Source organism: Streptomyces sp. WY228, assembly GCF_019287315.1.
Taxonomy (GTDB): Bacteria; Actinomycetota; Actinomycetes; order Streptomycetales; family Streptomycetaceae; genus Streptomyces; species Streptomyces caviscabies.
Map to the genome: position 1 here is coordinate 6,182,314 of NZ_CP079114.1, position 11,983 is coordinate 6,194,296.

The following is an 11,983-nucleotide window of genomic DNA, read 5'->3' on the forward strand; positions in this document are numbered from 1 at the left end:
TTGTGCCCGCGCAGAGCCGGTCCGGCCTCCGGAAGCCCCGGTCCGGGACGATCCGACGCCTTGCTCCGGAGCCGCTGATAAGGTCCGTCGACATCCGCTGTCCCGTGCCGCTGCCCCGTGGCGCCGTCCCGTGCCGGTGTCCCGTGCTGGAGAGGGTTCATGAAGCTGCTCCCCCTGTTCCTCCGAAGGCCCATCGAAGCGGTGTACGAGCGCCGGCTCGCCGCCGGACTGGTGGGCCTGCCGCGCCCCCAGCACGTCGGGATCATGGTCGACGGCAACCGGCGCTGGGCCCGCAAGGCCGGGCACACGGACGTCCGGGAGGGCTACCGGGCGGGCGGCGCCAAGGTGACCACGTTCCTGGGCTGGTGCACGGCCGCCGGGATCGAGCACGTGACCCTCTTCATGCTCTCCGACGACAACCTGGGCCGCCCCGCCGAGGAGCTCGGCCCGCTGATCGAGGTCATCGAGGAGACCGTCCGGGACATCACCGCCGAGGGCCGGGACTGGGAGGTCCGGGCGATCGGCTCGCTGGACATGCTGCCCGGCACCAGCGCCCGGGTGCTCAAGGAGGCCACCGCCGCCACGACCGGCCGCGGCGGCCTCAAGGTGGACGTGGCGGTCGGCTACGGCGGCCGGCGCGAGATCGTCGACGCCGTGAAGAGCGCCTTCGAGGAGCACATCGCGGCCGGCGGCGACCCGGCCGAGCTGGTCGCCCGGTTCGGGATCGACGACATCTCCCGCCACCTCTACTCACCCGTGGCCGACCACACCGACTTCATCATCCGCACCTCCGGCGAGCAGCGGCTGTCCGGCTTCCTGCTCTGGCAGTCCGCTTACGCCGAGATGCACTGGGTGGACTGCTACTGGCCGGCCTTCCGGCACGTGGACTTCCTGCGCGCGCTGCGCTCGTACGCCAACCGGGAACGCCGCTTCGGCAAGTGAGCGCCGCCGGACCGGCTACAGCCGCGCCCGCTTCACCGCCATGTGCAGCAGCAGCCGGTCCTCGCCGTCGTTGAGATCCAGGCCGGTGATCTGCTGGATCCGCGAGAGCCGGTAGTAGAGCGTCTGGCGGTGGATGCCCAGCGCGGCGGCCGTCCGGCTCGCCTGGCCCGCGCAGTCCAGGAACACCTCGGCGGTGTGCGCCAGCTCCCGGTGCAGCGGGGTCAGCAGCGAGGCGACCGCCGGGTCCCCGGGGTCGCTGCCGGTGCCCGGGAGGGCGGTCAGCAGGCGGTACGGGCCGATCGCCGACCAGCGGGCCACCGGGCCGAAGCGGGTCTCGGCGCGGGCCGCGCGGGCTGCCGCCGTGGCCTCGCGCCAGGAGACCGTCAGCTCCTCCAGACCCCGGCGCGGCGCGGCGATCCCCCCGGTGGCGGCCGGTCCGGCGCCGGTGCGCAGCCGGTCCGCGGCGCTCAGGGCCGGGTCGAGGCGGTCCGGCGAGCGCAGCCGGACGAGCGCGGCCAGCGACCGGGGCCCGGCGGCCCCCGGCGCGGTGACGGTCGCCAGCGCGGCCGTCGAGGCCACTCCTCGTACCGAAGGCGTGTCGTCCGCCCACGGGGTCACGCACACCACCGTGTGCAGCCCCTCCGCGTCCCGGCCCAGGGCCTCGCCCAGCGCGGCGACGGCGGTGTCGTGCTGCCGGCCCGGACCCGCCGTGAGCACCGCGCCGAACTCCCGTGAGAGGTCCGCGCCCGCCCGCACCTCGTCGGAGAGCAGCGCCCCGATCCGGGCGGCGACCTCCATCGCGGCGGCCAGCTGCTCGTCGGTCGGGCCCGGGTCCGCGTCGAGCAGCCAGACGTACCCGAGGACGACGCCCCGATGGCGTACGGGAAGACAGATGCGGTCCCGGAACACCCCGGCCTCCGGGGCGGCGGGGATCCGGACGGGGCCGGTCGCCCGGGTGATGCCGAACCCCTCGAACCAGGCGCGCACGGCCGGTGTGGAGCGCCGGGTCAGGATCGAGCGGGTGCGGACCGGGTCCATCGCGGTGTCGTCGTCGCTGTCGTGGGCTCCGAAGGCGACCAGGCCGAAGTCCCGGTTCTCCAGGGTGGCCGGAGCGTCGAGGAGGGCCGAGATCTCGTCGACCAGTTCCTGGTAATCGCCTGTCACTCCGCCATTCTGCACCCGTTCGCGTCCTTCTTCAGACAGATGTCTGAGATGGCGGCCACGGATGCGTGACAGGTGTCGATGGCACAGGATCGGAGCGGTCCCTAGATTTCACGGTGGTTATCCGTGCCGTACCGGTCCGTTCACGTTCGCACCGTTACGGCCCTTCGTCCGTACATTCGTGGAGGTGCCCCGTGCTGGGTCCCGTGATTCTCGCCGCATCGCGCAGCGACAAGATGCGCCGGTTCATCTCGGCCGCGCCCGGCACCAAGCAGGTCGTCGACCGCTTCATCGCCGGGGAGACCGTCGACCAGGTCGTGCCGATCGTCGAGGACGCCGCGGACAAGGGCCTGGAGGTCACGCTCGACGTCGTCGGCGAGGACATCACCACCCCCGCGCAGGCCGAGGCCGCCCGCGACGCCTACCTGGAGCTCGTCGAGCGCCTGAAGGTCCTGGACCTGGGCCCCCGCGCCGAGATGTCCGTCAAGCTGTCGATGTTCGGCCAAGCGCTGGAGGGCGGCCACGAGCTGGCCCTCGCCAACGTGCGCCCGGTCGTCGAGGCCGCCGCCGCCATCGGCACCACGGTCACCCTGGACGCCGAGGACCACACCACCCTCGACTCGATGTTCGCCATCCACGAGGAGCTGCGGAAGGACTTCCCGCAGACCGGCTGCGTCATCCAGTCCTACCTCTTCCGCACCGAGGACGACGCCCGCCGCCTGGCCGAGGCCGGCAGCCGCGTACGCATCGTGAAGGGCGCCTACAAGGAGCCCGCCTCCGTCGCCTACCAGGACAAGGCCGAGATCGACAAGGCGTACGTCCGGATCACCCGGATCCTGATGGAGGGCGAGGGCTACCCGATGATCGGGTCGCACGATCCCCGTCTCATCGCCATCGCCCAGGAGCTGGGCCGCCAGGCCGGGCGCAAACTGGACGAGTACGAGTTCCAGATGCTGTACGGCATCCGCAGCGACGAGCACATCCGGCTCGCGGCCGAGGGCCACCGGATGCGCGTCTACACGGCGTACGGCACCGACTGGTACGGATACTTCATGCGCCGCCTCGCGGAGAAGCCGGCCAACCTGCTGTTCTTCGGCCGCTCGATCCTCACCAAGGGCTGAGCAGCCCCCGGGCTGACCCACACCCCCGCCGACACCAAGGAGACAAGGCAATCATGGACGCCGTCACCCAGGTCCCCGCGCCGGTCAACGAGCCGGTCCACTCCTACGCCCCGGGCTCCCCGGAGCGCGCCCGCCTGGAGGTGAAGCTCAAGGAGCTCGCCGACAACCCGATCGACCTGCCGATGACCATCGGCGGCGAGAAGCGGATGGGTGGCGGCGAGCGGGTCAACGTCGTACAGCCGCACAACCACAAGGCCGTCATCGGCACCTTCGCCGGCGCCACCGAGCAGGACGCCCAGGACGCCATCGACGCGGCCCTCGCCGCCGCTCCGGCCTGGCGCGCGATGTCCTTCGACGACCGCGCGGCGATCATCCTGCGCGCCGCCGAGCTGCTGTCGGGCCCCTGGCGCGAGACGCTGGCCGCCTCCACCATGCTCGGCCAGTCCAAGACCGCCCAGCAGGCCGAGATCGACACCCCCTGCGAGCTCATCGACTTCTGGCGCTTCAACGTGCACTACGCGCGCCAGATCCTCGCCGAGCAGCCCCCGGCCAACTCCCCGGGCGTGTGGAACCGCATGGACCACCGCCCGCTGGAGGGCTTCGTCTACGCGATCACGCCGTTCAACTTCACGGCCATCGCGGGCAACCTCCCCACCGCTCCGGCCCTCATGGGCAACGTCGTGGTGTGGAAGCCGTCCCCGACGCAGACCCACGCCGCCGTGCTGCTGATGCAGCTCCTGGAGGAGGCCGGTCTGCCCAAGGGCGTCATCAACCTGGTCACCGGCGACGGCATCGCCGTCTCCGAGGTGGCGCTGAACCACCGCGACCTGGCCGGTATCCACTTCACCGGCTCGACCCCCACCTTCCAGCACCTGTGGAAGACGGTCGGCAACAACATCGCCAACTACCGCACCTACCCGCGGCTCGTCGGCGAGACCGGCGGCAAGGACTTCGTCGTCGCGCACCCCAGCGCCGACCGCGCGATCCTGAAGACCGCGCTGACCCGCGGTTCCTTCGAGTTCCAGGGCCAGAAGTGCTCGGCGTCCTCGCGGGCGTACGTCCCGGCCTCCATCTGGAACTCCGGCTTCAAGGAGGAGTTCGCGGCCGAGGTCGACTCCATCACGATGGGTGACGTCACCGACCTGTCGAACTTCATCGGTGCCGTCATCGACGAGCGCTCGTTCGCCAAGAACAAGGCCGCGATCGACCGCGCCACGTCCGACCCGACCTGCACGATCATCGCGGGCGGCACCTACGACGACTCGGTGGGCTACTTCGTCCGCCCGACCGTCATCGTCTGCTCCGACCCCGAGAACGAGGTCTTCACGACCGAGTACTTCGGCCCGATCCTCGCGATCCACGTGTACGAGGACGAGAAGTACGACGCCATGCTGGAGCAGATGGAGTCGGTCTCCGACTACGCGCTGACCGGCTCGGTCATCGCGGGCGACCGTGCGGCCGCCGCGTACACGATGGACAAGCTCCGCTACGCCGCGGGCAACTTCTACATCAACGACAAGTCGACCGGCGCCGTCGTCGGCCAGCAGCCCTTCGGCGGCGGCCGTGCCTCCGGCACCAACGACAAGGCGGGCGCCCCGCAGAACCTCCAGCGCTGGACCCTGACCCGGGCCATCAAGGAGACGCTGGTCCCGCCGACCGACTACACCTACCCCCACCAGGGCTGACGCCCTCCCGGGGCGCCGCAGCACGGCGCCCCGGACCCGGGCTCCCCTGCGGGAGCCCTCTCAGAGCACCGCCCCCCGACCGGCCCCCCTGCCGGCCGGGGGGCGGTTTCCATGTGCGCCCGGGTACGGGGCCGCCGGCGCGGTCCCGGGTCACGCGGTCTTGTGGTTTAGGTAATGGGCATGTCAAATTCCTTCTCGGTACGTCCCCACACGTCACCCCAGAAGGAGCTCCCCCATGAGACGCAACTCCCGCGCGCGCCTGGGCGTTTCCCTGCTGCTCGTCGCCGGCGCCCTCGGCCTCGGAGCCGCCCCCTCCACCGCCGCCGACACCCCCGCCGCGCCCTCGGCGATCCCCGCCCCGTCCGCGTACGCGCTCGACGCCAAAGTGGAACGCTCCCTCGGCGCCGCCACCGCCGGAACCTACCTCGACGCGAAGACCGGGAAGCTGGTCGTCACCGTCACCACCGACCGGGCCGAGGAGCAGGCCCGCGCCACCGGAGCCACCGTCCGCCGGGTGGCCCGCAGCGCCGCCCAGCTCGACGCCGCGATGGCGACCCTGGAGGCCGAGGCGAAGATCACCGGCACCTCCTGGGGCATCGACCCGCGCACCAACCGGGTCGCCGTCGAGGCCGACTCCTCCGTCTCCGCACGGGACCTGGCCCGCCTCGAAGCCGTCGCCGAACGGCTCGACGGCGCGGTCGACATCAAGCGCGTCCCCGGTGAGTTCCGCCGCGAGGTGCTCGGCGGCGGCGCGATCTACGGCGGCGGCAGCCGCTGCTCGGCCGCCTTCAACGTCACCAAGGGCGGGGCCCGTTACTTCGTGACCGCCGGGCACTGCACCAACATCTCCGCCAACTGGTCAGCCAGCTCCGGCGGTTCGGTCATCGGCGTCCGGGAGGGCACCAGCTTCCCGACCAACGACTACGGCATCGTCCGCTACACCGACGGCTCCTCGCCCGCCGGAACGGTCGACCTCTACAACGGCTCCAGCCGCGACATCACCTCCGCGGCCAACGCCGTCGTCGGCCAGGCGATCCAGAAGAGCGGCTCCACCACCAAGGTGACCAGCGGCACCGTCACCGCCGTCAACGTCACCGTCAACTACGGCGACGGGCCCGTCTACAACATGGTCCGCACCACCGCCTGCTCGGCCGGCGGCGACAGCGGCGGCGCCCACTTCGCCGGATCCGTCGCCCTCGGCATCCACTCCGGCAGCTCCGGCTGCTCGGGCACGGCGGGCTCGGCCATCCACCAGCCGGTCACCGAGGCGCTCTCGGCGTACGGCGTGACGGTGTACTGAGCCCCCTGATCCCCTAGGCGGCCTATCCGGCCCATCCGGCCCATCCGGCCGTACGAGCCCGACGCCCGCCCGGACCGCCGCGCACCCCGGTCCGGGCGGGTCCGCGCGTGCGGCGGCGTAATTCGCTGTCGGGCGGGAGAGCGGGCTGGAAGGCTGACGCCATGGTCCCGCCTCCCGCAGTGCACATCGCCCACACCTCCGAGCTCGCCCCCGCCGAACGGGCCCGGATCCGCGATCTGCTCGACACCGCCTTCGAGGGCGCCTTCGACGACCACGACTGGGAGCACGCCCTCGGTGGCGTCCACGCCCTGATCCGCGACGCGGAGGGCCGCCCGATCGCCCACGGCTCGGTCGTCCAGCGCCGGGTGCTGCACGGCAAGCGCTCCTACCGGGCCGGATACGTCGAGGGCGTGGCCGTCCGCGCCGACCGCCGCCGCGAGGGCCTCGGCCACCAGGTGATGGCCGCGCTGGAGCGGGTGATCGACGCGGCCTACGACTTCGGCGCGCTCTCCGCGTCCGACGCGGGCGCGGCGCTCTACACGGCGCGCGGCTGGCAGGTGTGGCCGGGCCGGCTCGGGGCCCTCGGGCCGGACGGACCCGTGGCGCTGCCCGAGGAGGAGGGCAGCACCTACGTACGCCCGGCGGCCGGGCACCCGCTGCCGGCGCCCGGCCACCCGCTCCACTTCGACTGGCGCAACGGCGACCTGATGTGACGGCTACCTGGCGCAACGGCGACGTGATGGTGACCGCGACCTGATGCGGCGGCGGCGCCGGTCCGACGAGCCCTGCCGGTGCGTCAGTCGGCGATCTTGATCAGCATCTTGCCGGTGTTCTCGCCCCGCAGCATGCCGAAGAACCCGTCCACCGTCCGGTCGAAGCCGTCCACGACCGTGACGTCCGGCGCGATCAGCCCGCTCTGCAGATGCGGCACCAGCAGCGCCTCCAACTCCGCCTGCGCGTAACCGTAGTCGCGCACCAGCACCCCTTCCAGGCGCAGGCTCTTCCCCACGATGTCGAACAGGTTGCGCGGAGCGGCGGGCGGCTCGTGCGCGGAGTGGTACTGCGAGATCGCGCCGACCCAGGCGATCCGGCCGTGGTCGCGGAGGACCGAGATCGCGCCCTCCAGATGGTCCCCGCCGACGTTGTCGACATAGGCGTCGATGCCGTCCGGGGCGGCCTTCGCCAGCAGTTCGCCGACCGGTCCGTCGTGGTAGTCGAAGGCCGCGTCGAAGCCGAGCTCCCCGGTCAGCCGGGCGACCTTCTCGGGCGTTCCCGCACTGCCGATCAGACGTCCGGCGCCCAGCAGCCGCGCGATCCGCGCCACCGCCGTGCCGACCCCGCCCGCCGCCGCCGAGACGAAAAGGTCCTGACCGGCCCGGAACTCCAGCGTCCGGGTGAGCGCCACATAGGCGGTGAGCCCGGTGCCGCCGAGGATCGAGAGATGGGCGGCGAGCGGGACCCCGTCGTACGAGGGCACCGTCCGCACGCCGCCCTCGCCGGGCGTCACCACGGCGTGGGTCCGCCACCCCGCACGGTGGAAGACGAGGTCGCCCTCCGTGAGGCCGGGGGCGCGCGATGCCGTCACGCGGCCGATGGCACGGCCCTCCAGCGGGACGCCCAGCTCCCAGCCGCCCTCGTCCATCAGCTCGCGGTGGTACGGGTCCACCGAGAGGTAGACGTTCTCCACCACGGCCGTGCCCGGAGCCGGTTCCGGTACGGGCGACTCCTCGACGGTGAAGAGGTCGGCGGTCGGGAAACCGTGCGGGCGGGCGGCGAGTTGGAAGGCGCGTGCGGTGCGCTGTGTCGTCATGCCGACGACGGTAGGAGGGAACGCGACGGCCGGACAGGGGGCGTCGTCGATGGAACAATCCTTTCCATGAACAGCATTCATGCGGGGGGCCCGGGGGCGGGATCACCAGAGGTACGGGACGCGGGGCGGGCGGAGCGGTGACCGATCTCCTGCCGCAGGAACTCCGCGTCATCGCCGCCGTCGCCGACGCCCGCGGATTCTCCGCCGCCGCCCGGACCCTCGGTATGACGCAGTCCGCCGTCTCCCACTCCGTACGCGCCAGTGAGCGCAAGGTCGGCGCGGTGCTCTTCGAGCGCGGACGCCTCGGCGCCGTGCCCACCGCCGCCGGTGACGTGGTCGCCGGGCACGCCCGGCGCATCCTCAGGCTGCTCGATGTGCTGGGAGCCGAGGCCCGGGGGGTGGCCGCCGGGGCCGGCGGCGCGGACACGATGAGCGGTCCGCTGCGGATCGCCGCCTTCCGCAGTGCCGCCCTGTATCTGCTGCCGCCGGCGCTGGAGCGCCTCACCGCCCGCCATCCGGGGATCGAACCGGTGGTCCGGATGGTCCGCGAGGTGGGCCGGGGCACGGCGGGCGAGGTGCTGGACGGGCGGGCGGACCTGGCCGTCGCGACGCTCGGGACCACCTCGCCGGTGCCGCAGGGGCTGGTCGGCGGCGTCCTGCTGGAGGAGGAGTACTCCCTGGTGCACCCGGCCGGACACGCGGCGCCCCGCACCCTGCCGCTGGTCGACTGGGTCGAGAACTGCACCTCGTACACCCGCGACTGGTGGGCGGCCCAGGAGTGGATCCCCCGGGCGACGGTCGAGGCCGAGGACGACGGGGCGGTGCTCTCGATGGTCTCGCGCGGCCTCGGCATGGCGATCATGCCCGGTCTGTCCCTGTACGGAGCACCCGCCGGAACGGAGATCACCGCTCTCGGACCCGACCGCCCCACCCGCTCGATCGGCTATGTCACCACCCCTGAGCAGGCACGATCGCTCGCGGTGCGGGCGCTGATCCGGGAGCTGCGGGCGGACCGCGTGGAGTCGGCCGTCTCAGATAGTAGGAAGTCCGACTAACTGTGGAGACAGAGCGGCCCGACTGTCCTAGCTTTGTAGGAGCCGAACGAATCGCTCGATCGAGCGACTGTGGCGGTTGCGGGCGCGCGCCCCGAAGCAGGTAACCCCTGCGGCGTACGCTCCCCGCTCCTTCCGGCGCCTCGAAATCCGATCCTGATCCCTCGGCACCGTGCCGCGCCGTTTCCCCGGCGCCCGGTCCCGACATCCCCGCGATCTCAAGGAGTCGATCCATCATGGCCACCTCCACCGCACGCCGCGTCCGCCACACTCCCCGTCCGTCGGAGTCGGACCGCAAGAACGCCGCCGCCGCTCTCCAGCGCGCCCTCGACCGCCGCGACAACGGCGGCTCGACCGGCCACTGAGCCGCCACCCCTCCCACCCCACGCTCCGCCCGCCCGTACACCGAACACCCTTGCGTTCCGTCCGAATGGTGGACGTCGGATGTCATGGGGTGGGACGCACCGTTAGGCTTCCGGCATGTCTCGCAGCATCGATCTCGCAGTGATCCCCGGTGACGGAATCGGCCAGGAAGTGGTGGCCCAGGGCCTCAAGGTCCTCAACGCTGTCCTCCCGCAGGATGTGAAGCTGGAGACCAAGGAGTACGACCTCGGCGCCCAGCGCTGGCACCGCACCGGTGACACCCTCCCGGACGCGGAGCTGGAAGCCCTTAAGGACCACGACGCGATCCTGCTCGGCGCGATCGGCGACCCGTCCGTGCCGTCCGGCGTCCTGGAGCGGGGGCTGCTGCTGAAGCTGCGTTTCGCCTTCGACCACTTCATCAACCTCCGCCCCTCCAAGCTCTTCCCGAACACCGCGACCCCGCTCGCCGGCCGCCCCGACATCGACTTCGTCGTCGTGCGCGAGGGCACCGAGGGCCCGTACACCGGCAATGGCGGCTCGCTGCGCACCGGCACCCCCGCCGAGGTCGCCACCGAGGTCAGCGTCAACACGGCGTACGGCGTCGAGCGCGTGGTCCGGGACGCCTTCGAGCGCGCGGCCGCCCGGCCCCGCAAGAAGCTGACGCTGGTCCACAAGAACAACGTCCTCGTCTACGCCGGCCACCTCTGGAAGAACACCTTCGACAAGGTCGCCGCCGAGTACCCGCAGGTCTCCACCGACTATCTGCACGTCGACGCCGCGACGATCTTCTTCGTCACTCAGCCGGAGCGCTTCGACGTCATCGTCACCGACAACCTCTTCGGTGACATCCTCACCGACCTCGCCGCCGCCGTGACCGGCGGAATCGGCCTGGCCGCCTCCGGCAACATCAACCCGACGGGCGCGTTCCCGTCGATGTTCGAGCCGGTCCACGGCTCCGCCCCCGACATCGCGGGGCAGGGCAAGGCCGACCCGACCGCCACGGTTCTCTCCGTCGCCCTCCTGCTGCGCCACCTCGGCTACGAGACCGAGGCCGCGCGCATCGAGGACGCCGTCTCCGCCGATCTCGCGGAGCGCGACGGTGCTGCCACGCGGACGACCGACGAGATCGGCGACGCTCTCGCGGTACGCGTAGCGAGCTGACCCGACGACTCCACTTCGAAGCCGCCGGGTCGCATCAGCGCCCGGCGGCTTCTCCTGTGCGGCCCCCGGGTGCCACCATCGACCCCTGGACCGCATTCACCCCATTTCGTGCACGGCCCCCCGCAAGTGATAATCGAACGCGGGGCCGTGGCTCGCGGTAAAGCTCGGACGTCCTAGGACCTGACCGAAAACGTCGGGCAGAGACGGGCGTGAGCGCGGTCCATCACACACAAAACCGGTGAAGGACACGCACTCATGACGACGCCCACGATCGAGCTCAAGCCCTCCTCGAACCCGCTGTCCGACGCGGAGCGCGAGGCGATCCTGGCCAACCCCGGATTCGGCCGGCACTTCACCGACCACATGGTGACCATCCGCTGGACCGAGGGCCGCGGCTGGCACGACGCCGAGCTGGTCCCCTACGGCCCGCTGTCGCTGGACCCGGCCAACATGACCCTGCACTACGCGCAGGAGATCTTCGAGGGGCTGAAGGCCTACCGGCAGCCCGACGGCACGGTCGCCTCCTTCCGCCCCGACGCCAACGCCCGCCGCTTCCAGCGCTCGGCCGCCCGCCTCGCCATGCCCGAGCTGCCCGTCGAGACGTTCATCGCGGCCTGCGACGCGCTGGTCCAGCAGGACAAGGCGTGGGTCCCGGCGCACGGCGGCGAGGAGTCGCTCTACCTGCGCCCGTTCATGATCGCCACCGAGGTCGGCCTCGGCGTGAAGCCGGCCAACGAGTACCTCTTCCTGGTCATCGCCTCGCCCGCCGGCGCCTACTTCCCGGGTGGAGTGAAGCCGGTCTCCATCTGGCTCTCCGAGAACCGCGTCCGCGCCGTCCCCGGCGGCATGGGCGACGCCAAGACCGGCGGCAACTACGCGGCCTCCCTCCTCGCCCAGGCCGAGGCCGCCGAGCACGGCTGCGCCCAGGTCGCCTACCTCGACGCGGTCGAGCACAAGTGGGTCGAGGAGCTCGGCGGCATGAACCTCTACTTCGTGTACGCCCAGGAGGACGGCACGAAGAAGATCATCACGCCCGCCCTCACCGGTTCCCTCCTCGCCGGCGTCACCCGCGACTCCCTCCTCAAGGTCGCCCGCGACCTCGGTTACGGCTCCGAGGAGGGCCGGGTCTCCATCGACCAGTGGCGCGACGACACCGCTAAGGGCACCCTCGTGGAGGTCTTCGCCTGCGGCACCGCCGCCGTCATCACCCCGGTCGGCCTGGTGAAGTCGGAGGGCGGCGAGTGGACCCAGAGCGGCGGCGAGCCCGGCGAGGTCACCATGAAGCTGCGGGAGCGCCTTCTCGACATCCAGCGCGGCGTCGTCGCGGACACCCACGGCTGGATGCACCCGCTCGGCTAGGCATCCCGCAAAGGGTCCGGACCCAGGAC

The 11,983-nt window shown here is 71.9% G+C and carries 11 protein-coding genes; 9 read left to right on the forward strand and 2 right to left on the reverse strand.

What is annotated here, in order from left to right:
* The first annotated feature begins 159 nt into the window (after positions 1-159).
* Entirely contained in the window at positions 160-942 is a 783-nt protein-coding gene (locus KV381_RS27115; protein WP_030078930.1) for an isoprenyl transferase, read from the forward strand.
* A gap of 15 nt (positions 943-957) precedes the next feature.
* On the opposite strand, the gene KV381_RS27120 is transcribed toward KV381_RS27115, so the two are convergent.
* Entirely contained in the window at positions 958-2,106 is a 1,149-nt protein-coding gene (locus KV381_RS27120; RefSeq protein WP_030078928.1) for a CdaR family transcriptional regulator, read from the reverse strand.
* Between the two features lie 191 nt (positions 2,107-2,297).
* Between KV381_RS27120 and KV381_RS27125 the strand changes: the two genes are divergently transcribed.
* The 4 genes from KV381_RS27125 (at position 2,298) to KV381_RS27140 (ending at position 6,922) form a co-directional block, all read left to right on the forward strand.
* Positions 2,298-3,224, forward strand: a complete 927-nt coding sequence (locus KV381_RS27125; protein WP_218786597.1) for a proline dehydrogenase family protein — start codon at positions 2,298-2,300, stop codon at positions 3,222-3,224.
* A gap of 53 nt (positions 3,225-3,277) precedes the next feature.
* Complete coding sequence (gene pruA / locus KV381_RS27130) at positions 3,278-4,909, forward strand: L-glutamate gamma-semialdehyde dehydrogenase (RefSeq protein WP_218786598.1); 1,632 nt, start codon at positions 3,278-3,280, stop codon at positions 4,907-4,909.
* A gap of 235 nt (positions 4,910-5,144) precedes the next feature.
* Positions 5,145-6,209, forward strand: a complete 1,065-nt coding sequence (locus KV381_RS27135) for a S1 family peptidase (RefSeq protein WP_218786599.1) — start codon at positions 5,145-5,147, stop codon at positions 6,207-6,209.
* Positions 6,210-6,370: 161 nt separating this feature from the next.
* Entirely contained in the window at positions 6,371-6,922 is a 552-nt protein-coding gene (locus tag KV381_RS27140; RefSeq protein ID WP_030632746.1) for a GNAT family N-acetyltransferase, read from the forward strand.
* Positions 6,923-7,005: 83 nt separating this feature from the next.
* Here the strand turns inward: KV381_RS27140 and KV381_RS27145 are convergent, their stop codons facing one another.
* Positions 7,006-8,019, reverse strand: coding sequence for an NADP-dependent oxidoreductase (locus KV381_RS27145; protein WP_030078917.1), 1,014 nt, complete (start codon positions 8,017-8,019; stop codon positions 7,006-7,008).
* Between the two features lie 137 nt (positions 8,020-8,156).
* Between KV381_RS27145 and KV381_RS27150 the strand changes: the two genes are divergently transcribed.
* From KV381_RS27150 to KV381_RS27160, 4 genes are all read left to right on the forward strand, one after another.
* Positions 8,157-9,074 (forward strand): LysR family transcriptional regulator, encoded by a 918-nt coding sequence (locus KV381_RS27150; protein ID WP_218786600.1) that lies wholly within the window; start codon positions 8,157-8,159, stop codon positions 9,072-9,074.
* A 233-nt stretch (positions 9,075-9,307) separates the two neighbouring features.
* Positions 9,308-9,436, forward strand: a complete 129-nt coding sequence (locus tag KV381_RS36695; RefSeq protein ID WP_086779275.1) for a hypothetical protein — start codon at positions 9,308-9,310, stop codon at positions 9,434-9,436.
* 115 nt (positions 9,437-9,551) lie between these two features.
* Positions 9,552-10,595 (forward strand): 3-isopropylmalate dehydrogenase, encoded by a 1,044-nt coding sequence (locus tag KV381_RS27155; protein WP_218786601.1) that lies wholly within the window; start codon positions 9,552-9,554, stop codon positions 10,593-10,595.
* Positions 10,596-10,850: 255 nt separating this feature from the next.
* Positions 10,851-11,954: a branched-chain amino acid aminotransferase gene (locus tag KV381_RS27160; RefSeq protein WP_218786602.1), complete on the forward strand. Its 1,104-nt coding sequence runs from the start codon at positions 10,851-10,853 to the stop codon at positions 11,952-11,954.
* Positions 11,955-11,983 lie beyond the last annotated feature (29 nt).

What these genes read in the sequence shown, in the direction of transcription:
- KV381_RS27115 (WP_030078930.1), top strand. Translation starts at nt 160, where the DNA reads ATGAAGCTGCTCCCCCTGTTCCTCCGAAGGCCCATCGAAGCGGTGTAC.
- pruA (WP_218786598.1), top strand. Translation starts at nt 3,278, where the DNA reads ATGGACGCCGTCACCCAGGTCCCCGCGCCGGTCAACGAGCCGGTCCAC.
- KV381_RS27135 (WP_218786599.1), top strand. Translation starts at nt 5,145, where the DNA reads ATGAGACGCAACTCCCGCGCGCGCCTGGGCGTTTCCCTGCTGCTCGTC.
- KV381_RS27140 (WP_030632746.1), top strand. Translation starts at nt 6,371, where the DNA reads ATGGTCCCGCCTCCCGCAGTGCACATCGCCCACACCTCCGAGCTCGCC.
- KV381_RS27145 (WP_030078917.1), bottom strand. Translation starts at nt 8,019, where the DNA reads ATGACGACACAGCGCACCGCACGCGCCTTCCAACTCGCCGCCCGCCCG.
- KV381_RS36695 (WP_086779275.1), top strand. Translation starts at nt 9,308, where the DNA reads ATGGCCACCTCCACCGCACGCCGCGTCCGCCACACTCCCCGTCCGTCG.
- KV381_RS27155 (WP_218786601.1), top strand. Translation starts at nt 9,552, where the DNA reads ATGTCTCGCAGCATCGATCTCGCAGTGATCCCCGGTGACGGAATCGGC.
- KV381_RS27160 (WP_218786602.1), top strand. Translation starts at nt 10,851, where the DNA reads ATGACGACGCCCACGATCGAGCTCAAGCCCTCCTCGAACCCGCTGTCC.